General features: G+C 72.8%; 19 protein-coding genes. 8 read left to right on the top strand and 11 right to left on the bottom strand.

The features are described from left to right. Positions 1-104: 104 nt before the first annotated feature. Entirely contained in the window at positions 105-1,271 is a 1,167-nt protein-coding gene (locus tag Pma05_RS31890; protein ID WP_203861203.1) for a C45 family autoproteolytic acyltransferase/hydrolase, read from the bottom strand. A 315-nt stretch (positions 1,272-1,586) separates the two neighbouring features. On the opposite strand from Pma05_RS31890, the gene Pma05_RS31885 reads away from it, so the two are divergent. Continuing rightward, positions 1,587-2,528: an alpha/beta fold hydrolase gene (locus tag Pma05_RS31885; RefSeq protein ID WP_203861202.1), complete on the top strand. Its 942-nt coding sequence runs from the start codon at positions 1,587-1,589 to the stop codon at positions 2,526-2,528. A gap of 19 nt (positions 2,529-2,547) precedes the next feature. Here the strand turns inward: Pma05_RS31885 and Pma05_RS31880 are convergent, their stop codons facing one another. Together Pma05_RS31880 and Pma05_RS31875 are read right to left on the bottom strand one after the other, a co-directional pair. Further along, positions 2,548-2,913 carry a UCP033725 family protein gene (locus Pma05_RS31880; protein ID WP_101368460.1) on the bottom strand — a complete coding sequence of 122 codons (366 nt, stop codon included), beginning with the start codon at positions 2,911-2,913 and terminating at the stop codon, positions 2,548-2,550. Next, positions 2,910-6,011, bottom strand: coding sequence for an SseB family protein (locus Pma05_RS31875; protein ID WP_203861201.1), 3,102 nt, complete (start codon positions 6,009-6,011; stop codon positions 2,910-2,912). The genes Pma05_RS31880 and Pma05_RS31875 overlap by 4 nt, the downstream gene beginning before the upstream one ends. Before the next feature lie 187 nt (positions 6,012-6,198). Between Pma05_RS31875 and mycP the strand changes: the two genes are divergently transcribed. After that, a complete protein-coding gene (mycP, locus tag Pma05_RS31870; protein ID WP_203861200.1) occupies positions 6,199-7,434 on the top strand; it encodes a type VII secretion-associated serine protease mycosin in 1,236 nt (411 codons plus the stop codon). Between the two features lie 185 nt (positions 7,435-7,619). On the opposite strand, the gene Pma05_RS31865 is transcribed toward mycP, so the two are convergent. The 3 genes from Pma05_RS31865 to eccB form a co-directional block, all read right to left on the bottom strand. Then, positions 7,620-7,910, bottom strand: a complete 291-nt coding sequence (locus tag Pma05_RS31865) for a WXG100 family type VII secretion target (RefSeq protein ID WP_203861199.1) — start codon at positions 7,908-7,910, stop codon at positions 7,620-7,622. A 23-nt stretch (positions 7,911-7,933) separates the two neighbouring features. Continuing rightward, complete coding sequence (locus Pma05_RS31860; protein ID WP_203861198.1) at positions 7,934-8,254, bottom strand: WXG100 family type VII secretion target; 321 nt, start codon at positions 8,252-8,254, stop codon at positions 7,934-7,936. A 266-nt stretch (positions 8,255-8,520) separates the two neighbouring features. Continuing rightward, the gene (gene eccB, locus Pma05_RS31855; protein ID WP_203861197.1) at positions 8,521-9,927 is read right to left on the bottom strand and encodes a type VII secretion protein EccB; all 1,407 of its coding nucleotides are present in this window, start codon (positions 9,925-9,927) and stop codon (positions 8,521-8,523) included. A gap of 101 nt (positions 9,928-10,028) precedes the next feature. Here eccB and eccE point away from each other — a divergent pair, with 101 nt between their 5' ends. The 4 genes from eccE (at position 10,029) to rarD (ending at position 13,959) form a co-directional block, all read left to right on the top strand. After that, positions 10,029-11,903: a type VII secretion protein EccE gene (gene eccE / locus Pma05_RS31850; protein WP_239313506.1), complete on the top strand. Its 1,875-nt coding sequence runs from the start codon at positions 10,029-10,031 to the stop codon at positions 11,901-11,903. A 102-nt stretch (positions 11,904-12,005) separates the two neighbouring features. Beyond that, positions 12,006-12,392, top strand: coding sequence for a phage holin family protein (locus Pma05_RS31845; RefSeq protein ID WP_203861196.1), 387 nt, complete (start codon positions 12,006-12,008; stop codon positions 12,390-12,392). Positions 12,393-12,475: 83 nt separating this feature from the next. Then, positions 12,476-13,030 carry a GNAT family N-acetyltransferase gene (locus Pma05_RS31840; protein ID WP_203861195.1) on the top strand — a complete coding sequence of 185 codons (555 nt, stop codon included), beginning with the start codon at positions 12,476-12,478 and terminating at the stop codon, positions 13,028-13,030. After that, positions 13,027-13,959 (top strand): EamA family transporter RarD, encoded by a 933-nt coding sequence (rarD, locus tag Pma05_RS31835; protein ID WP_203861194.1) that lies wholly within the window; start codon positions 13,027-13,029, stop codon positions 13,957-13,959. The genes Pma05_RS31840 and rarD overlap by 4 nt, the downstream gene beginning before the upstream one ends. Positions 13,960-14,006: 47 nt before the next feature. Here rarD and Pma05_RS31830 read toward each other — a convergent pair whose 3' ends face one another. Together Pma05_RS31830 and Pma05_RS31825 are read right to left on the bottom strand one after the other, a co-directional pair. Continuing rightward, positions 14,007-15,173, bottom strand: a complete 1,167-nt coding sequence (locus Pma05_RS31830; RefSeq protein ID WP_239313503.1) for a glycosyltransferase — start codon at positions 15,171-15,173, stop codon at positions 14,007-14,009. Next, on the bottom strand, positions 15,170-16,228 hold the full coding sequence (locus Pma05_RS31825) for a glycosyltransferase family 2 protein (protein ID WP_203861193.1): 1,059 nt from the start codon (positions 16,226-16,228) through the stop codon (positions 15,170-15,172). The genes Pma05_RS31830 and Pma05_RS31825 overlap by 4 nt, the downstream gene beginning before the upstream one ends. A gap of 313 nt (positions 16,229-16,541) precedes the next feature. Here Pma05_RS31825 and Pma05_RS31820 point away from each other — a divergent pair, with 313 nt between their 5' ends. Next, a complete protein-coding gene (locus Pma05_RS31820) occupies positions 16,542-18,140 on the top strand; it encodes a glycosyltransferase family 2 protein (protein ID WP_203861192.1) in 1,599 nt (532 codons plus the stop codon). Between the two features lie 193 nt (positions 18,141-18,333). Here Pma05_RS31820 and Pma05_RS31815 read toward each other — a convergent pair whose 3' ends face one another. The 3 genes from Pma05_RS31815 to Pma05_RS31805 all read right to left on the bottom strand — a co-directional run bounded on the left by Pma05_RS31815 (position 18,334) and on the right by Pma05_RS31805 (position 20,291). Next, on the bottom strand, positions 18,334-18,924 hold the full coding sequence (locus Pma05_RS31815) for a DoxX family membrane protein (RefSeq protein WP_203861191.1): 591 nt from the start codon (positions 18,922-18,924) through the stop codon (positions 18,334-18,336). Positions 18,925-19,083: 159 nt separating this feature from the next. Next, positions 19,084-19,779 (bottom strand): anti-sigma factor family protein, encoded by a 696-nt coding sequence (locus Pma05_RS31810; protein ID WP_203861190.1) that lies wholly within the window; start codon positions 19,777-19,779, stop codon positions 19,084-19,086. Beyond that, entirely contained in the window at positions 19,776-20,291 is a 516-nt protein-coding gene (locus Pma05_RS31805) for a sigma-70 family RNA polymerase sigma factor (protein ID WP_203861271.1), read from the bottom strand. Before Pma05_RS31805 ends, Pma05_RS31810 begins: the two co-directional genes overlap by 4 nt. 170 nt (positions 20,292-20,461) lie before the next feature. Here Pma05_RS31805 and Pma05_RS31800 point away from each other — a divergent pair, with 170 nt between their 5' ends. Beyond that, the gene (locus tag Pma05_RS31800; RefSeq protein ID WP_203861189.1) at positions 20,462-20,659 is read left to right on the top strand and encodes a hypothetical protein; all 198 of its coding nucleotides are present in this window, start codon (positions 20,462-20,464) and stop codon (positions 20,657-20,659) included. Positions 20,660-20,663 lie beyond the last annotated feature (4 nt).

Here is a 20,663-nt window from a genome sequence, read left to right as displayed (position 1 = left end):
TTTCCCGGCGACCGGCCGCCAGTAGGCGGTGCGGGGCGACCAGCCGTCGGTGGGCTCTGTCTAGCGACCAACCGTCAGGCGACCAGCCCTCCGGCGACCGGCCGTCAGGGAGCGGCCAGGTCGAGCCAGCCGTAGCGGTGTTCGCAGGGCGGGCCGGCCGCGATGCCGAGCCGCCGGTCGTCCAGGTCCAGCAGCACCGAGTAGACCGTCTCGGAGTGCTCGGCCGGCGGCATCCGCTCGTCGACGTGCCGGCAGATGCTCTGCGGGAAACTCGCGTGGTCACGGAAGATCGCCGCGAGGTCGTCCTCGCCGACCTTGCCGACCGCCGCCTTCGGGGCCAGCAGCCGCCGGGCCCGGGCGGACCGGAACAGCGACGACCCGCCCCAGTCCTTGATCGAGTCGTGGACCGGCAGCCCGGTCTCCAGGTGGTTGGCGTGCGTGAGGTACCCGTCCGCCGGGTGCAGCCAGCCGGCGTCCCCGGGTACCAGCTCCAGGTCGATCAGCTCGCCGCCGGCCTCCGCCGCCTGGCCGAGCAGCAGGTTGATCGAGCTGTTCCGGCTCCCTCGGCAGGCCGCCTTCAGCGCCTCGGCCAGGCTGTCCGCCTCCAGCGCCGCCCGCAGCAGTACGTGGTACGGCACGCCCGGCTCGACCCCGGGGGCGGGCAGCCCGTCCCGGTCACAGCCGAGCATGTTCACGCAGACGCCGACCCCCGCCGAGTTCAGCCCGGTCTTGGCGACCATGCCCGCCTCGGTCAGGGTCAGTACGGTCAGCCCGTGCTCGTCCCGGGTGGCCAGCAGCAGCATCACCTCCCGCTGGTCGGGGTGCCAGTCCCAGTTCTGCCCGAGCAGCAGGTGACCGGTGTCGGTGTGGGTGCCGAGCACCCCGACCGCGGTGCAGCCGCCGGCACCGGAGTCCGGTGGCGCGTCGGACCCGCCGTCCCGGTGCCGGCCGTAGATCAGCTCGGTACGTGCGTTCAGCGCGTAGACCTGCTCGATCCGGGCCCCGGCCCCCTCGGCCACCCCGTCCAGCAGCTCGGCGACCCGGGGGTGGTGCCGTCGGGTGGCGTCCCGGAAGGCCCGCCCGGCGACGGTCACCGCCGCCTCGTCCAACCCGCCCTCCTCGCGGAACCGGCGCAGATAGAATTCCAGGTTGGCGGTGATCAGGTCACGGGCCGCGACGCCGTACCCGGTACCGCACTCGGCCGGGGTGCCCTGCACCCGGATCAGCGGCACCGGCAGGTCGGAGTGGTCGAGCCGACGGGCGGAGGTCATGCCAGCACGCTAGCCGGACCGACCGGTCGTCGTCAGCGGCGTTCCTGATCCCCTGGTCAGGAGCACCGGGGCAGGCCCGGAAATTTCCCGGACGATCCCCTGATCCGTCGGTTGCGCCGGATCCGTCCCGCGCTGATGGCCCTAGGCTGTCGACATGAGGGAGCGAACCGGCCAGGTCAGCGAGGAGCGGCGAAGCGAGCGCAGCCGGCGGTGTCCCGACGCTCGGGACGCCGATCGGGACGCCGATCGGGACGCCGGCCGGCGGAGGCCGTCGACAGCGGCGACCGGGCCCGCCGGCACACCGGGGGAGGCGGCATGAACGAGCGCGGCGCCGGCCGCAGGCCCGTCGTCGACGAGTCCTGCGTACTGGTGGACGGGCCGTGGACGCATCGGTTCGTCGGCGCCAACGGCAGCCGGTTCCACGTCGTCGAGGCCGGCAGCGGGCCGCTGGTGCTGTTCCTGCACGGCTTCCCCGAGTTCTGGTGGGCCTGGCACGAGATGCTGCCGGCGGTCGCCGACGCCGGCTACCGGGCGGTCGCGGTCGACCTGCGCGGTTACGGCGCGAGCGACAAGCCGCCCCGGGGGTACGACGGCTACACCCTCGCCGCCGACGTGGCCGGACTGATCCGGGCCCTCGGCGAGCGCTCGGCGGTGCTGGTCGGCTCGGGCGCCGGCGGCATGATCGGCTGGACCGCCGCCTCCTTCCACCCCAGCCTGGTCCGCCGGCTGGTGGTGCTCGCGGCACCGCATCCGCTGCGGCTGCGCGCCGGCATCTTCGCCGACCCGCGCGGCCAGTTCGCGGCGGCCACCCCCACCCTGAAGTTCCAGATCCCCCGCTACGAGCACGTGCTGACCCGGGACGACGCGGCGCTGGTCGGCTATTTCCTGCAACGCTGGGGCGGACCGCGCTGGGTCGACAGCCCCGACTTCGCCGACTACGCGGCGCGCTGCCGGCAGGCGATCCGGATCCCGCAGGCCGCGTTCTGCGCGATGGAGGGCTACCGCTGGGCGTTCCGGTCGGTACTCCGGCTGCACGGCTACCGGTTCGTCAAGCTGATGCAGAAGCCGCTGGTCACCCCGACCCTGCAACTGCACGGCGCGTTGGACCAGGCGTCGCTGCCGCGTACCGCCCAGGGCTCCAGTCGCTATGTGGTGGCCCCGTACGAGTGGCGGCTGCTCGACGGCGTCGGCCACTTCCCGCACGTCGAGGCGACCGACCTGGTGCTGGGCGAGGTGCTGCGCTGGGCCAAGTCCTGACCGTCGCGCCGGTGGCGGCTCAGGCGCGGTTCTCGCGCAGGTCGGTGACCTCGGCCGCCGGTGCCCAGCCCTGGTAGACCCCGAAGTCGAACGCCTCCAGCCCCATCGCCTCGGCGACCGGCCAGCGCCCGCCGGTGTATTCCACCCGCAGCCAGTTGTCGTGCTGGGCGAGCACGATGAACGGCTGGCCCTGCCACGAGCACCTGGTCCGGACGTAGACCAGCTCGCCGACCTCGGCCGCGGCCACCACCCGGACGTACCGCCCGGGCCGGACCTCCTCGAAGCCCTCGCCCGGTTCCGCCTGGTAGAGGCGTACGTCGTCACCCGCCGGACTGGCCTCGTATTCCCGGCCGCGCCACTGGGCCACGTAACCGTCGCGCATCAGCCCTCCTCGGCCCGGCGCCAGACGGGTACGTCACAGTCCAGCGTCGCCACCAGTCGCTCGATGCCGTCGAGCCCGATCCGGTGCAGTTGCGCGCCGTGCGGCAGCCGTACGCTGTCCACCTTGAACTCGGCCACCACGTCACTGCTCTCGCCCGGCGCGAACCCGTTGCCCCGGAACGGCGGGCGCTCGATCACCCAGCCCTCCATCGCCCGCATGGCGGCCTCGTTCTGCCCGCCGTACGGAATCCGGTAGAGGCTGGGCCGGTACGCCGGCCAGCGGAGCACGTAGATCTCCTCGGCGTCCCGGACGAAGTGCGAACCGGGGTGGTTGAGGCCGAGCGCGGCGTAGAGCTTCGCCGGGGTACGCAGATGGGCGACCTCGGAGGCCCGGTGCACGAAACCCGAGACCCGGTCGTAGCCCCGGTCGAGATAGTAGGCGAGCTGGCTCGGGGCGATGGTCTTCTGCATCATCGTCGGCCGCCCCGGGTCCTCCCGATCCGGCGCGTACGTCGACCGGGGCGCCTCCTCCTCGGCCGGAGCCTGCGGCGCCGGTTCGCCGGTGTCGTCGCCGAGACCCACCTCCGCGGCCCAGTTCGCCAGCGCGACGATCTGCCCACCCGGCAGTTTCGCCCCGACCGGCGTGCCCGGGTTGACCGCGAACGAATAGTTGTCGTCCGGCCACCGCCGGATCAACTGGGCGAACTTGACCTCGACCGTGTCGATGGTCTCCGGCAGGTGGTCGGCGAGCCGCTCCGGCGAGGTGAACACCACGACATAGCGCTCCCCGTCCAACAACTCGGTACGCCACTCGAAGCCGTCGTCGCCGGGTCGGGCGCCCGGGGCCGAGTTGAACGCCACCGGCAACAGCACCCTGGCGAGCAGCAGCGTGGAGAGGAACGTGTCGGTACTGCCGTCACCGGCCGCGTCCAGCAGGCTCCCCTCGACCTCGTTGGCCGGGATGAAATCCGACGGGAGCCGGCGGGCGGGCACCGGATCGTTACCGGCCCGCGGCTCGGCGGCGACCGGTTCGGTCGTACCCCGCTCGGCGTCCGGCGGCCGGACGGGCGCCCCGGTCGGGATCGGCTCGGTCGGGATCGGCTCGGTCGGGGCCGTTCCGGGGACGAACTGCTCGGGGACCGACGGGCCGCCGGCGAACCGCTCGGTCACCCGGGGACCGGCGAACTGCTCGCTGGCGGACGGACCCGCGCCGAACTGCTCGCGAACAGATCGACCTGCGGCGAACTGCTCACCGGCCGGGGGACCGGCGGCGAACTCCCCGGTGACCGATCGGCCGGCGGAAAACCGCTCGGTGACCGATCGGCCGGCGCCGAACCGCTCGGTGACCGATCGACCGGCGCCGAACTGCTCGGTGGGTGTCGGGGCGGCGGCGAACCTCTCGGTGGGCGGCGAGCCCATCGTCAGGGACTCCGTCGCGAACGACCGGCCGGAGAACGCCTGGGTGAGACCGGTGCCGGTGAGGATCTGTTCGGTGGGACCGGGCTCGGCCGGTTCGGGTTCGGCGGCTCCCGCATCGGCGGCGGGCCGGCTCGCGGCTGTCGGGTCGGTACCGGACCGGGCTGCGGCGATCACTTCGTAGGCCGTCGTCGGGCCCTCGGCGGTCACGCCGGGCCACGATTCGCCGGACCACGGCTCACCGGTCCCGGACGCCGGCCGATGGGAGACCGGGGTGAACAGCGACGGCTCGGAGCGCGCGGATGGCGGGGTCCAGGCCTCCGGTGCCGCGATCTCCGACGGCGCCGCCGGCGGGCCAACGGGCGCGGTGGGCGGCTCCTCCGGCGTCCGGATCTCCACCGGCTCGGTGTACCGGTCCGCCTGCTGGCCAATCGGCTCGGTGTGCCGGTCTGCCTGCTGGCCGACCGGCTCGGCGGGTCGGTCTGCCTGCTGGCCGGCGGGGTGCCAGGCCGGTGGCGGGCCGCCCGGCGTACCGCCCGACGGCGGCGCGGATACCGGCGAGGCCGGGCCGGCCGGTGCCCCCGCGCCGGCCGAACTGCCGTTCGCCGCGTTCGACGGGGTGGGCCGGGTCGGACCCGCCGGCGTCATCCAGCCCGCCGAGGTGTCCTCGGAGATCTGGCTGCCGAAGTCTCCGCCCAGCCCGCTCCGGGCCGGTGTCGGCGCGATCACCGGCACCGTGGCCGGGATGCTCGGCGGGGCCGGTGCCGGCTCCGGGGAGGACGGGAACGATGCCGGTTCGCCGGCCGGCGGCACCGCCAGGGCCGGATCGCCACCGGTCTCGACCGACCGGAACGACTCGGCGGACTCCCGCGCCGGCTCGGTCGGCCGGAACGGGTGCGCCGACGGCTCCGGATCCACCGGCCGGAACGGCTCGGCGGACTCCCGCGACGCACCGGGCGAGCGCATCGGCAGCCCCGGCGAATCCGAATCCATCGACCGGAACGGGTCTGCCGACTCCCAGGACGCCCGAGGCGAGCGCCCCGGGGAATCCGAATCCATCGACCGGAACGGGTCAGCGGACTCCCGCGACGCACCGGGCGAGCGCAGGGGCAGCCCGTCCGGACCGGTCGGCCGGAACGGCATCCCGTCCGGCTCGACCGACCGGAACGGCTCGGCTGGTTCGGGCTCCGCCCTCGGCGGCCCGTCCGGCGGACGGCGCGGCACGGCGGCCGTGGCTCGGGCCCGGGCGGCCCGTTCGACCTGCTCCAGCCTCGCTCGGGCGCCCATGCTGCGGCCGGGCAGCCGTACGTCGCCCCGGGAGAGCTGGGAGACGAACCAGGCGGGCAGGTAGCCCTCGATCGGCAGCCCGGGGTTCACCGCGAGCCACCACTCCGGGTTCGGCCATCCGGCGGCCAGTTCGGGATAGGGTGCCCGTCGGGTCGATCCGGCGTTCTCGGCGAGACATGCGCGCAGGGCGGCGGTGGACGTGAATGCGAGTACGTGCGTCCGGCCGCCGGTGGTCCAGGTGCCCCAGCCCATCGGCGCGCGACCGGCGAGCGCCTCGGCGGAGACCGGCAGCAGAAGTTCGGTACGGGCGAGAATGCGGAAATAGAGTTCCTGGTCGCCCGCGCGCAGTGCGTCCCGCATCGCGGCCTCGGTCTCGGTGGCCGGCTCCCATTCGGTCACGGCCACCTCCCTCTCGCCGAACAGGCCACAAGCATCGCGTACAACCTACAAGGTAGGGACCGGATCACAATGGTTGGCTGGCGGTGGATGCCGTCGGCGACGATCCACCGATAGCATCCGGTGGGCAGGGCCGAACCGAAGACGATCCGGCCCGATGGCGGACCGAACCGATATCGGAGGCGACCCGATGCCTGGCCGGAGAACACGACTCACGCTGGTTGGCGCCATCACCGTGCTGGTGGTCCCGCCGATCGCGGCCGGTCCGGCCACGGCGGCGCCACTCGCCCCGCCGGCCGCGCTGCGGGCCCTGCCCGGCTGTGACAACGACACCCCACCCGCCCAGCCCATCACCACGCTGCCCTGGGCGCAACAGCGGTACGCCCCGGAGCGGCTGGCGCCGCTGGCAAACGGGGCCGGTGTGACGGTCGCGGTGATCGACTCCGGCGTCGACAAGACGCACGCGCAGATGAAGGGACGGGTGCTGCCGGGGCGGGACTTCCTCAGCCCCGGTCTGGACGGGTCGCGGGACTGCGTCCGGCACGGCACCGGCGTGGCCAGCATCATCGCGGCCGCCCCCCGGGCGGGCACCCGCTTCCACGGGCTCGCACCCCAGGTCAAGATCCTTCCGATACGGGTGAGCGAGAAGAAGGTCATCGAGGGCGAGGAGAACGGAGACAGCGTAAACGTCGAGACGTTTGCCGAGTCGATCCGCTGGGCGGTCGACAACGGGGCAGACGTGATCAACCTCTCGGTCGTGTACTACCAGGACAACGCGGCGCTCAAGGGGGCGGTGGAGTACGCCCTGGAGAAGAACGTCGTGATCGTCGCCGCCGCCGGCAACCTCTACAAGGAGAAGAACCCGAGGCCGTACCCGACGTCGTACGACGGGGTGATCGGGGTGGGCTCGGTCGGCGAGAACGGGCTGGTCTCCGAGTTCTCCCAGCGCGGCGACTACGTCGACCTGGTCGCCCCCGGCGGCAGCGTCGTGGTCGCGGCGCCGGAGCGCGGGCACGTACTGGACAACGGCACCAGTTTCGCCACCCCCTTCGTGACCGCCACCGTGGCGCTGATCCGGCAGTACTGGCCCGACCTGAACGCGCGGCAGGTGGCGCAGCGCCTGATCGCGACCACCGATCCGGCGCCGGGCTCGGACCGGGAGGCCTACGGTGCCGGGATACTCAACCCGTACCGGGCGGTCACCGACACGGCGGCGCCGGCCCGGCAACCGGAGGCGGCCGGACTGCCACCGCACCAGGACGACCCGGCGGAGGTGGCCCAGGCGGAGCGGCGTTCGGAGAGCCAGCAGCGGGCGCTGTGGGTGGCCGGCCTTGCCGGCACCGTGGCGCTGGCCGCGCTGCTGCTCGCCGTGGTACTCCCCCGGGGCGCACGCCGACGCTGGCGCCCCGCCGGCCCGACGTCCTAGCCCCCGGGGCAGGACACCGCCGCACCAGACGGCGGACCCGGATCAGCCGTTGGGCTGCTGGGCCGTGGCGGCGGTACGCGTGCCACCCGCCCTCGCGCACCGTGCCGCACCCCGGGCAAGCAGATGCCCCGGGTGCGGCACGGATCGCGCGGCAGCCCGGGGCAGTCTGGGTGGTACCGACGGCCTTACTGGAACAGGCCGGTGTTCTTCTTCTCGGTGCTGAGGTAGTCCGCAGCGGACTCGTCCAGCGCACCCTTGATGTCACGCAGCATGGTGGACATCTCCTGCGCACCCTGCTGCCACTTGGTCTGGCGCTGGAAGTACGCCTGCTGCGCGTCACCCTCCCAGGTGCTGACGAGCGGCGCGGCGTCCGACTCCAGCTGGTCGAGCTGCGAGTCGAGCGTGTTCAGCGCCCTCTGGATGTCCGCGCTGGCCTGCTGCAACGCGGCGAAATTGACGACAAGAACGTCACCCATCGGATCTTCCCTCCCCAGTCAAATCAGAGCGGCAGCGTCATGCCGCCGGCGTTGGTGGCGCTCATCCGGCTCGACGCCTCGGTGTCGGACGCGTCGTACTGCTGGCCGGAGGTACGGATCGCAGTCGCGGTCTCGCGCAGCGCCCGGTGGATCTGCTCCTGGTTCTGCGACCACTGCTGCTTGGTCTGCTCGAACGAGCGGCCACCCGCACCTTTCCACCCGGCCTGCAACGCCTCAAGCTGGCCCATCAGGCTGCTCAGCATGCTCTGCAGCGACTGGTCTACCGACTCGAACTTCGTGGCGGTCTGTTCCATCACCGCGGCTTCTGCCTGCGTCTGGGACACCCCGAAGTCACCCCGCTCCCTTAACTCGTCGTCAACCGGGACGCCCACTGTGGACTTCCCGGCTCGTGTCCGCTCCCCGAACGGGTCACGGCACATCCTGGCATTTACTTCCGTAGCCGACGGTAGCGGGCCAGGGCAAGGCTTGGATACCCCTTCTGGCCACCCCGTGGACAAACCCGTACCGCGATGAACCGGACCGGCAGCTACCGACGGTCACCGGCATTCTCCCCCACCAGGGCATTTCCCGCTCGCCCGATGAACCCTTCTCATTGGGCGCCGGCCCGGTCGCGGGCCTTCTCGGGATCCAGCGCCGGCCCGTCCGGAATCAGCGTGACCAGGATGCTCGGCATCCGTACCGGCTTGGTGGCGCCGTAGCCGAGGTTGCCGAGCACCTCGCCGCCACCGTTCACCGGATGCCGCCGTCCCTGGTCGGTGACGACCGAGATGGTGCCGCCGGTGGCACCGGGCGCGGCGGCGGCCTCGACCACCACACCCCGGCCGGGCTCCAGCACCACCTGGTCGGCGAGCGCCCCGCCCCGGGCCGACTGGGCCGAGGTCGCGGGCGGATCGGGGATCCCGGACATGTCAGTACCGATCCGGATGCCCTGCACGCCACGGTCGTCCGGCACGTCGCCGCAGACCACGCCGCCCTCCGCCGCCGCCATCTTGGGCGTCCTCTCCGGTGCCGCCGCGTCGTTGCCGGGCACCAGCTCGCCCTTCTTCGGCAGTGCGCCGTACTCGCCCTGGGAGAGCCGAGTGGCGTCGCCCTGCTTCACGACGTCGCTGGTCAGGAGGATGTTGGCCTGCACCTCGGTGATGTTGTAAAGGCCGTCCCGCCTGGCCACCGCGTACTGGCCGTCGCCGCCCTGCCGCTCGACCAGGAAGACCTCACCGATCTTCGCGCCCTCCACCGCGTCGGACGGCTCGCCTGCGTCGGGAATCCGGATCTCGCCCAGGTCCGCCCCGGCGGGCAGGGCGTTGAGCAGGGCCGGTGCCACCGCCACCTGCCGCTGGCTGCCCCACAGTGCGCCGACCACCAGGTCGGGATTCTGGATCAGGTGCCGGCGGTTGTGCCAGATCAGGAAGAGCTGGCCGTTGGGGTGCTCCGCCAGCAGACCCTCGTCGCCCAACTCCTGACCGCCGGGCGCCGCCTTGCCGATCAGCAGTGTCGACTGTGGCTGCCCGCCGCCGCCACCCGTACGCGGCTCGGAGCAGACCGTCCAGCCACCGGTGACCAGCCGGTTACTCGGGGCCAGTGACTCCGGCAGGTCGCGGATGCCGAGCGTCACGCCGCGCGGCTGGCCCTCCAGCGACTTGCGGGACACCGAGACGGTCTTCGGGGCGGGCTGGCCGACGATGAGCAGCGCCGAGGCGTAGTTGAGCACCGGGTGCAGGGTCTGGGTGTCATCGATGTAGACGTACTGCGCGCCGGACTCCTTCTCGACGATCACCACCGAGGCGTTCTTCCACTTCGTCGCACCGCCGCCGACGAAGACCCCGTAGACCACCGAGCCGCCGATCCCGATCAGCGCGATCAGCACGCTGGCCAGGGTGGCGCCGGCCGCCCGCCGGAACGGCGACTGTGCGGGATCGGTCTCCCGCATCACCAGCGCACCCACTACCCGCTGGACCATGAACTGGTAAGAATGCAACTGGTCCTGCCGCGATGGCATGCGGGCCCCCTCTCCGGTTGGTCCGGCCCATACGATAGGCCCCTGAGCGAATCGCGGGGGGCGGGCCCACCGCCGACGCCCATCCAGGGGAGGCTATCGCGGTGACGGTAACTGCGGCAGACAACCGGACCCGGCCGACCGGCACCCCGGGCAACCGGATCGACCGGTCACCACCGGCGCCACTGCCGGCGTCGGCGGCTCCGGCCCGGTCCGGCCTGTTCGGGGTACGGGCGGGACAGATCGTGGCCATCCAGGTGGCGCTGGCGCTGGTGCTCGCCGCCGCCAGCCAGGGTCCACTCCTGCTGGCCGGGGCCGCGCTGCTCGCCGTCGCCCTGGTGCTGCTGACCTGGATCCGAATGCGCCGACGCTGGCTGTTCGAGTGGATCTCCATCGGGATGCGCTACTCCTCCCGTCAGCGGACTCTTCCGCAGGCCGCACCGCCGGAGGCCCTGCTGGACCTGGTCAACCCCGGTGCCGTGGTGCTGCCGGTCGACCTCGCCGGTGACGCCGCCTGCATGGTCAGCGACGCCTACGGCCTGACCGCCGTACTCGAACTCGGTGACCAGGTCGGCATGCTCGCCGACACCCCGCAGTCGCTGCTCTCCCCGGCCGGCCTGCTGCCGGCGGCCAGCGCGGAGACCCCGCCGATGCGGGTGCAACTGGTGCTCACCGGTGCTCCGGCGCCGACGCTGAGCGCGGGCGGCGGCACCCCGGCGACGTCGTACCGGCAGCTCACCGACGGGCGGCTGCTCGGGCACGAGCGGGCCCTGCTCGCCGTACGGGTGCTGCGCGCCGACGGCTGGTCCGACGAGGACCTGCGACGGGCGCTCTCCAGCGCCGTACGCAAGGTGCGCCGCCGGCTCGCCCCGGTGCCGACCCGGGTGCTCGGCGAACGCGCCGCGCTCGGCGTACTCGCGGAGATGGTGCACCACGACGGCGCGCAACCGGCCCGGGAGAACTGGCAGGGCGTCAGCCTGGGCGGGCTGTTGCAGACCACCTTCCGGCTGCGCCGCTGGCCGGACCTGCGCACCGAGGCCGGGCGCCGCTTCGTGCCCCGGCTGCTGGCGCTGCCGGCGACCGCCACCACGGTCTCGGTGAGCGCCGGGCCGTGGGTGGGTGGCGGCACCGACAGCATCCGGGTGGACGTCACCGTGCGACTCGCCGCCGACAGCGCGCAGGCGCTCGGCACCGCCGTGCAGGCGCTGCGCCGGATGCTCTCCGCCGAACACGCCGTGGCCCGGCGACTGGACGGCGAGCAGCTCGACGGCGTCGCCGCCACCCTGCCGCTGGGGGTGCTGGGTGCCGGCCCGACCGCCCCGGCACCGGCCAACACCCTGCCAGCCTCCTCTGTGGACTCGCTCGACCTGCCGATCGGCCAGGCCGGGCTGATGCTCGGCGCCAACCGGCACGGCGCGGCGGTGGTCGCCCGGCTGTTCCGGGCCGAGACCACCCGGGTGGTGCTGATCGGTGGCGTACGCGCCGCGCAGCTCGTCGCGCTGCGGGCGATGGCGCTCGGCGCCCGGATCGTGGTCCAGACGGCCAGGCCGCGCGCCTGGGAACCGTTCGTACGCGGTGCCAGCGGGCCGGGCTCGCCGATCGCGATGATCCCGCCGGGGCGGCCGGTGGGCGGCCCGCCCGGCACCCAACTGCACCCGCTGCTGGTGGTGGTCGACGTCGGCCCGGTGGCCGCCGACTCGCAGCCGGGGCCGGGCTGGCAGACCAGCCTGGTCGTCCGCGACGAACTGGCCCCGGTCGACGTCGACGCCGTCTCCCGGGCCGACCTGGTGGTGTTGCAGCCGCTCCGGCCGCACGAGGCGCAACTGGCCGGCGTGGCGCTCGGGCTCGGCGACTCGGCGGACTGGCTGACCCGGATCCGGGCCGACATGGTCGGGGTGATCAACCGTCGGGTGCTGCGCTGGGCCCTGCTCTCGGCCACCCCGATCGAGTCCCAACTGATCGGCCCGCCAGCCCGGTAGCCGCCCCCTACGGCCGCCGGCCCGCTAGCCGCCCGCTACGGCCGCCGGTCCGGCCGGACTTGATCTGGGCGGATTTGGGATCACGTGGCACCATCTGCGGGCATGGGTTTCCTGACAGGTCTTCTCGTCCGGCTCGGCAGCACCGCCCTGGCCTTCTGGCTCGCCACGCTGATCATCCCGGGGATCACCCTGGACACCGACTCGATCGGCGGCGCGGTGGGCACGCTGGTCCTGGTGGCGATCATCTTCGGGGTGGTCAACGGCGTGCTCCAGCCGGTCATCAAGACCCTCGGCTGCGGGCTCTACCTGCTCACCCTCGGCCTGATCGCGCTGGTGGTGAACGCGCTGCTGTTCCTGCTCACCAGCGCCATCGCCGGTGGGCTCGGCCTGCCGTTCGAGGTCGACGGGTTCTGGCCGGCGGCGGTGCTCGGCGCACTCTTCGTGAGCCTGGTCACCTGGCTGCTCGGCCTGCTGATGGACCGGGACTGAGCCGCGTTCGGCCGCACCGACCACCGACCACTGGTCGGGAATTGGCTCGGGTCGGGCGGGCGGTTCGGGGATAGCGTCGCGGCGTGCTGACCGTGACACGAGACGACGGGTACGAGCTCTCCACCGATCCCCGGCGGGTGGAGGTCGACCGGGTACACCACTGGCTCTGCACCGACGCCTACTGGGCGCTCGGCCGGCCCCGTGACGTACTGCTCCGGGCGATCGAGGGCTCGACCGTCTACGGGGTGTACGCCCCGGGCGACGGCCGTCAGGTGGCGTTCGCCCGGGTGGTGACCGACGGGGCGACCTTCGGCTGGCTCTGCGACGTCTACGTCGACCCGGCCGCCCGGGGCCGCGGGCTGGCCCGCTGGGTCGTGCGTACCGTCCGGGAGGAGTTGGAGAAGCTGGGCGTACGCCGGATCATGCTCGCCACCTGGGACGCGCACGGCGTGTACGCCGAGGTCGGCTTCACCCCGCTGGCCAACCCGACGCAGTGGATGGAGTTGGATCTGCGACCGCCGCCCCCGGAGGGGAATGGTACGGCTGACGCGGCAGTCGGCGGGGCGGGACAGGAGTCGGTGACGCCGCTCACTGGAAAGGACTCAGAGCCGGGCCAGGCCCTTACGGTGGACGGATGAACCAGGTGCGGCGCGGATACCTCTACGGTCTCGGCGCGTACACCCTGTGGGGGTTCTTTCCGCTCTACATCCGACTGCTGGAGCCGGCCGGGCCGATCGAGATCCTGGCCCACCGGGTGGTCTGGTCGGTGGTCTTCGTCGCGCTGCTGCTCGCGGTCGCCCGCAACTGGGGCTTCCTGCGTACGCTGCGGCACCACCCGGGCAAGCTGGCCGGGATCGGGCTCGCCGCCGCGCTGATCGCGGTCAACTGGGGCACCTACATCTACGGCGTCAACTCGGAACGGGTCGTCGAGACCGCGCTGGGCTACTTCATCAACCCGCTCTTCGTCGTCCTGCTCGGGGTCACCGTGCTGCGCGAACGGCTCCGGGTCGGGCAGTGGGTGGCGCTCGGCATCGGCGGCGTCGCGGTCGCGGTGCTGACCGTCGACTACGGCCGGCTGCCCTATCTGGCGCTCACCCTGGCGGCCAGCTTCGGCGGGTACAGCCTGGTGAAGAAGCGGCTCGGACTGCCTGCCGCCGAGGGCATGTTCATCGAGTCGGCGGCGCTCACCCTGCCGGCGCTCGGCTATCTGGGCTGGCTCACCTGGCACTCCGAGTCGAGCTTCGGGCAGGTCTCCGCCGGGCACACCGCCCTGCTGATGCTGGCCGGCGCGGCCACCGCCATCCCGCTGCTGATGTTCGCGGGTGCGGCGAACCGGCTTCCGCTGACCGCGCTCGGCATGTTGCAGTACCTGGCGCCGATCCTCCAGCTCGGTTTCGGCGTACTCGTCTTCCACGAGCCGATGCCACCGGCCCGGCTGGCCGGCTTCGCGCTGGTCTGGCTGGCCCTGGTGGTCTTCACGGTGGACGGGATCCGCAACGTCCGGCGGTCCCGTACCGCACTGCTCTCCGCCACCCCGGAACCGGCGGCGGCAACCGCCACCCGCTGACCTCGGCGGCCAGTTCCGGGCGCCCGCCGCACGGGAAGACCTGGCGGCTACGCCGGCAACCGCACCGGGTCCGGCCGGCCGGCGGCCACCGACTCGTACAGCTCTTCGAGCAGCCGGGTCTGCTTGGCCAGGTCGAAGTGCTCGGTCACGAACCGGCGGGCCTGGTCGCCGAGTCGGGTCCGCAGGTCGTCGTCGGCGAGGAGCTGCCGGATGTTGCCGGCCAGGGCCGCCCGGTCACCCTCGGCACCGAGCAGACCCGTCTCGCCGGGCAGCACCGCCTCGGGGATTCCACTGTGGTAGGTCGAGACCGTCGGCAGGCCCAGGCTGGCCGCCTCCAGGATCGTCGTCGGCAGGCCCTCGGCGTCCCCGTCCGAGGCCGTCTTGGACGGCGAGACGAAGACCTTCGACTCCGCCAGATATCGGGCGACCGCCGACGGCTCCTGCGCGCCCAGGAACGTCGAGTCCAGGCCCAGCGCGGCGGCCCGCTCCCGGATCGGCCACTCCAGCGGCCCGGAGCCGATGAACAGCACCCGGGGCCGCCGGTCGGGCAGGGCGCCGAGCGCCTCGACCAGGTCGTCGACGCCCTTCTTCTCGACGAACCGGCCGACGAAGACCACGTCCCAGTGCTTCGGCACCTCCGGCACCTCGGCCGGGATCGGTACCCCGGTGTGGTGCACCCGGATCTTCGCCGGGTCGGCGCCGGCCGCGATCGCCCTGTCCCGGATGAAGTCGCTGACCGCCAGGATCAGCGCGGCCCGGTCGAACGCCTGGCGCAGGTTGCGCCGGTAGCGGACGCCGCGCAGGCCCGGCGCGTGCGGCTGCCGCGTCACGTCGTAGCCGTGCACGGTCACCACCAGCGGCACCCCGAGCTGGGCGGCCGTCCGGCTGATCAGCCAGCCGTCGTTGCCGAAGTGCGCGTGCACCACCGCCGGGCGCAGGTCGGCCAGCAGCCGCCGCAGCCTCGGCGACTCGCCGGTCAGCCGGAGCCGGAGGAATGCCTGCCGGTCCCGCCCGCCGTCCGGATAGGCGATCACGTCGGTGTCGGCGGCCAGTGGCGAGCCGACCCGGGTGGCGCCGAGGAACCTCGGCTGCCAGCGGGGCAGTGCGAGGCCCTGGTTGCGGATGAACGTCTCGGATCCGGCGAGCAGGCCGCTGCGCCAGATCACCACGGTCGGTGCCGGACCGGTCGTACCGGGCAGGGAGGGGGTGCTCACGCGCCGATCTCGCTGGGGCGGCCGGAGTCGCCGGAGGCCAACCGGGCCGGGCCGACCGGCTGCCGGGCGTCGGTGCTGGCGACCGGGCCGGGCGGGGTCGTCGGCACAGCCGCGCGGGTGGCGCCGGGCTTGCGCAGGATCCGGTCCCGGAGGGTACGCCGCAACTGCGGTGGGATCAGCCAGATCTGCCCGAACGCCAGGTAGTCGAAGATCCCGGGCTGACCGTGCCGGCGCGCCTCGCGCAGCAGGGTACGGAACGCCGCCGCGCTCCGGGTCGGTGCCGCCATCGAACTGATCACACTCATCGTGAGTGCAGCGTACGCCCGGCGGGTGAGCAGCGGCCGGCTCCGCTGGAGCCACTCGAACTGCTCTTCCCAGACCGTGTCGAAGGTGATCCGGGGCCGGTCCTCGTCCTGGTGCCAGATCACCAGCGGCTCGGCGGCGTAGACGAGGTCGACGTCGGCGTGGCTGAGCGCCCGGAACGTCCAGTCGAGTTCCTGGAGGCGGCGCAGGCCGACGGTGAACGGCACCCGGCGGAGCAGCTCGGTCGGGGCCAGGATGGTCGAGGTCTGGATGAAGCCGTCGCCGTGGAACAGCCCGCGCCGCACCGTGAGGTATTCGGTCAGCGGCTCGCCGACCGCCGGCAGCCGGCGCGGCATCACGAACTCGGCCCGGGGCGTCCGGTTCAGCAGCCGGCAGGCCACCACCGGCATCGCCACCCGGGCGCCCTCGGCCAGGTCCAACTGCACGGCGAGCTTGGTCGGCAGCCACTCGTCGTCGTCGTCGAGCAGGGCCGTCCAGCGGGCCCGCGCCGCCTCGACGCCGACGTTGCGGGCGTTCGGCGCCCCACCCGACTCGGGCAGCATGATCACCCGAATCCGGTCGTCGCCGATTCCCGTCAGCGCGTCCCGGGTCGCCTCGTCCGGCCCGTCGATCACGACGACGACCTCGAGATCGGTCACGGTCTGCGCGAGTACGCTGCGGGCCGCCCGGGTCACCAGGTCCGGCCGACCGCGAGTGGGGATCACGACGCTGACGTCAGGTGTGGAGGACATGGGACCCGCTAACTCGTCGGGGGATCTCTTCCGGGCAATACCGGACGTGAAGACTATTTGCCCGCGGGGATGCGCAGGTTAATTCGAGGCGGAGAATGCGCGTACATTGGTGAGGCGGTAGCCGTCCAGCGGGTGTCGGGGCCGCCAGGCAGGGCCTCGGTGCATTTGGTGAACTCTGGATGAACAGCGGCCTGGAGTGCCGGGACGGATCGTTGACGTACACTCTCGGTCGATTCAGTGCGGGCCCGGGTAATCGAATAGGTGAATTCGAGGAATCGGGCAGGTGAACCTGCGGAAATGGAGGCCAGGCCCGATGAGCGCGCCGGACGTCAGCGTGGTGGTACCGGTCTACAACACCATGCCCTATCTGACCCGGTGCCTCGACTCGCTGGTCCGGCAGACCATCGGACTGTCCCGGATGCAGGTCGTCGCGGTGGACGACGGCTCGACCGACCGCAGCGGCACGGAACTCGACCGGTACGCCGCCCGCTACCCCGGGACCTTCACCGTCATCCACCAGCCGAACTCGGGCGGCCCGGCCGGCCCGTGCAACCGGGGCCTCGACGCCGCCACCGGCCGGTACGTCTTCTTCGTCGGCGCCGACGACCACCTCGGCCCGGAGGCGCTGGACCGGCTGGTCACCGCCGCCGACGCCTGGGAGTCGGACGTGCTGCTCGGCAAGGTGGTCGGGGTCAACAGCCGGCACATCTACCAGGACATCTTCGCCCGCAACGCGGTCGACGTGGACCTCTTCGACTCACCGCTGCCCCGCTCGCTGGCCAACACCAAGCTGTTCCGCCGGGAACTGCTCGAACGGCACGGCATCCGCTACCGCGAGGAGTTGCGGATCGCCAGCGACCTGCCGTTCACCCTGGAGGCGTGCTACCGGGCCCGGCGCATCTCGGTGCTCGCGGACTACGAGTTCTACTACGCCGTACGCCGATTCAGCGCCACCAACATCACCTATCTGAGCCGGCACCTGGAGCGGCTGCGTACCGTCGAGGCGAACCTGGCGTACGTGGCCGACCTGATCGAGCCGGGCAAGCGACGCGACGCCATCATGGTCCGCCGGTTCGACCACGAGGTCGCCAAGCTGGTCGAGGACGACCTGCTCCGGCTCGACCGGGAGAGCCAGCAGGCGGTGCACGACGGCATCGGGCGGCTGGTGGCGGAACACCTGACCGAGGAGATCGCCGACCAGTTGGGCGCGGAGACCCGGATCCGGTTCGCGCTGACCCGGGACGGCAGCCTCGACGACCTGCTCGCGGTGATCCGGCAGGACGCCGAGGTCGGAGTGCCGGCCACGGTGGTCGAGGGCTCTCGGCGCTACGCGGCGTACCCCGGGTTCCGGGATCCGGCCCGCGACCTGCCGGACTCCTGTTTCGAGGTGACGGCGGTACCGGAGTGGCCGGCCAGGCTCGACGCCACCGGGTTCGGCTGGGAGGACGACGAGCGGGGCGAGCGGGTACTGACGATCACCGCGTACTCGCCGCTGCCGGACCTGGCCGGGGCCGGCGCCGATCCGCTGACCGTCAGCGCCGAGGAGATCCCGGCCGAGACCGTGGTGATCGCCCGGGGCGGCGCCGGCAGCACCGTACGGATCAGGTTCCGCGCCGCCGACCTGCTCGCCGGGGGCATCGCGACCGGGCGGCGCCGGATCGTCTCGGCCCAGGTGGGATCGTTCGACCCGGACCGGGCGCTCGGCGCGAACAGCGCGGCGGGCGCGGGCGGCGCGGCGGCGCTGCGGGCGCCCCGGTTGGACCGGGCGGTGCCACTGGTACGCCGCCGTGGCGCCCGGCTCTATCTGCTCACCCCGACCCGGGACGAGTCCGGCCGGCTGATGATCTCCGTCGTGCCGATCACCCCCGGCCGGGTCACCGCCCGGCTGCGCCAGAAGCTCCGCCGCCCCTGACCGTCCTGGCCGCGCGGCAAGGGCGACCAAGATTCTTGGCGAACTGTGGCTCGCTGCGAACCGTAACTCGCCAAGAATCTTGGCGAGACCTCAGCACCTCAGCACGGAAGAGTCTCGCGGACCGTGGGGGTACGGTCCGCGAGACGGGTGGCGAGTTGGTGGGCCGCTGCCGGGGCGGCCCGGAGATGGTTGGTCAGATCATCCAGCGGTGCCGCTGCACGAAGGGCAGTCGCGCCCACCCTCGACCCAGTCCCCAGGTGTGCCCGGCGTACGTCGCGGCCAGCACGACCAGCACCGCGGCGTAGATGAAGTGGTAGTCGGTCAGCGGATTGGTGGAGCCGGTCGGCTCACCGGCGCTGGTGTGCTGGGCGAGCGGGAACTCGGCGAACCACATCAGCGCCATGATCAGTGCGCCCGACGCGGCGGCGACCCGCAGGCCGATGCCGGCGATCAACGCGACGCCGACGGCGAGCATGCCGAGCATGAAGAGCCAGTTGGCCCACCAGGTACCGGCGATGCTGTGCGCGACCGACTCGAACGGCCCCACCGAGACGTGCGAGAGGAAGCCCTCGGTCGGCGAGCCGCCGTTGATCCAGGCCCGGGCCGACGGCGTCGAGTAGTTGAGCCCGAAGGTCTTGTCCAGGAAGGCCCAGAGGAAGACGAAGCCGGTCGAGATGCGCAGCACGGCCAGTGCCTTGGCGCCGGTCTTGGTCAGCATCGCGCCGGGCGAGTCGGCCCGCTCCAGCGGCGTGCTGATCGGGCGGGTGGAGTGGCGGGTGGTCATCGTGGCCTCCGGGGTCGACCCTTGTCCTGACACCCATCACTCTGCTCGGCACGGCCCCGCCGCACCCGGGTCCGAGCGCCTCAATGCCCGGGACCAAGGACCCGGCCAGGTCCCGGGACCAATGACCCCGGCGAGGTGCCGGGGCCCGACCGCCGCGACCTACGGCACGTCGTAGGCGAGCAGCGGGGTGTTGTCGTACCGGAGGAGTTCGAGGCGGATCAGCTCGGACCTGGTGAACCGGGTGACGCCGGTGAAGGTGGCGTCGTCGCCGGGAGCGGCGAGCCAGGAGCCGATCTGCTCCGTCTCGCCGTTCGGGCCGTGCGCCACCAGCCGGAACGTGTACGCCTTCGTATAGTCCCTGGTCTTCGCGTACTGGCAGCGCATCGTGATCACGGTGCCCCAGCGCGTACCGTCGAAGCCGATCTCGGCGGTGACCGGCACGTTGCCGCGTACCGGCTGCATGGCGACCATCCGCACCTCGACGTCGGTGCCGGCGTTCCAGCCGCCCACCACCGGAACGGCGATCCCGAACCCCAGCATGGCGGCCAGGGTGGCGGCGACCATGGCCAGCCCGCCGGTACGGAGCCGGCCGCGCCGCCGTTCCCGCCGTCGACGGGCCCGGGCCGCGTCGAGCAGCTCCGGCAGCCGTTCACCGGCGCTCGGTGCGGGGGAGATCTCCGCCAGCCCGGCCGGATCGAGCCGCCCCAACAGTCCCGGCAGTACGGCGAGCTCGGCGACCGCCTCCCGGCACGTCGGGCAGCCGGCCAGGTGCCGTTCGTACGCGGCCCGCTCGGCGGGGGACAGGGCGCCCAGCACGTACGCCCCGTCGTCGTGGGCGTACTCGCAATTCGTCACCCGGTCACCCCCATCTCCGCCAGTACCAGCCGCAGCGACCGCAGCGCGTAGTGCGTCCGCGACTTCACCGTCCCCGGCGGTACGCCCAGCCGGGCCGCCGCCTCGGTCACCGACCGGCCCTGGTAGAAGCACTCCACCAGCACCTCGCGGTGTGACGGCGAGAGCCGGTTGAGCGCCTCCGCCACCGTCCATGCCTCCACCGCCCGGTCCGCCTCGTCGACCACCTGTGGCGGCTCGGGCAGCTCGTCGGTGATCACCTCGCCGATCCGGGCGGCGCGCCGCCGCCACGCGTCGATGGCGAGGTTGCGGGCGATGGTGAAGAGCCAGGCCCGCACCGACCCCCGCTGCGGGTCGAGCGCCTCCGGATGCCGCCACGCCCGCAGCAGCGTCTCCTGCACCAGGTCCTCGGCCCGCTGCCGGTCGCCGCTGGTCAGCCGCAGGGCATGCGCGAGCAGCGCGTCGCCGTGCTCGTCGTGCATGGCGCGCAGCAGTTCGGCGTCCTGGTCGCTGATCGCCTGTCGCCTCCCACCCGCTCCGGCTCCTGACCCGCTCTGGCTCCTGACCCGCTCTGGCGCCCGGTTCCACGTGTCCGCGCACCCCGGTTCCACGTATCCGCTCCTGGCGAGTTCCACGTATCCGGTGCCGGGACGGTTCAACCCGGGGCCGGGGAGATGGTCGCACGGTGCGGATCCGAGCCGGGGCGGTGTGGATCCGAGCCGGGGTCGGCGGGACGCCATCGGCCTACCGGCCGAGCCGGGTCGCCCTGCCGGACATCCCGGTGTCGGCCCGACGGGTGGTGGCGCCCGGAACAGCCCGCTTCCTGGGGATGTTCACCTCTGGTTCACCCGAGGGCCGGACGCCGCTCACGGCGTACTCCTAGCGTC

Source organism: Plantactinospora mayteni, assembly GCF_016862935.1.
Taxonomy (GTDB): Bacteria; Actinomycetota; Actinomycetes; order Mycobacteriales; family Micromonosporaceae; genus Plantactinospora; species Plantactinospora mayteni.
Note: the sequence above shows the minus strand (reverse complement) of the source record. Positions and strands in the feature narration are given on the sequence as shown.

Excerpts from the sequence above, each read along its gene's own strand:
- Pma05_RS31890 (WP_203861203.1), bottom strand. The coding sequence starts at position 1,271 with ATGACCTCCGCCCGTCGGCTCGACCACTCCGACCTGCCGGTGCCGCTG.
- Pma05_RS31885 (WP_203861202.1), top strand. The coding sequence starts at position 1,587 with ATGAACGAGCGCGGCGCCGGCCGCAGGCCCGTCGTCGACGAGTCCTGC.
- mycP (WP_203861200.1), top strand. The coding sequence starts at position 6,199 with ATGCCTGGCCGGAGAACACGACTCACGCTGGTTGGCGCCATCACCGTG.
- Pma05_RS31865 (WP_203861199.1), bottom strand. The coding sequence starts at position 7,910 with ATGGGTGACGTTCTTGTCGTCAATTTCGCCGCGTTGCAGCAGGCCAGC.
- eccB (WP_203861197.1), bottom strand. The coding sequence starts at position 9,927 with ATGCCATCGCGGCAGGACCAGTTGCATTCTTACCAGTTCATGGTCCAG.
- Pma05_RS31845 (WP_203861196.1), top strand. The coding sequence starts at position 12,006 with ATGGGTTTCCTGACAGGTCTTCTCGTCCGGCTCGGCAGCACCGCCCTG.
- rarD (WP_203861194.1), top strand. The coding sequence starts at position 13,027 with ATGAACCAGGTGCGGCGCGGATACCTCTACGGTCTCGGCGCGTACACC.
- Pma05_RS31825 (WP_203861193.1), bottom strand. The coding sequence starts at position 16,228 with ATGTCCTCCACACCTGACGTCAGCGTCGTGATCCCCACTCGCGGTCGG.
- Pma05_RS31820 (WP_203861192.1), top strand. The coding sequence starts at position 16,542 with ATGAGCGCGCCGGACGTCAGCGTGGTGGTACCGGTCTACAACACCATG.
- Pma05_RS31815 (WP_203861191.1), bottom strand. The coding sequence starts at position 18,924 with ATGACCACCCGCCACTCCACCCGCCCGATCAGCACGCCGCTGGAGCGG.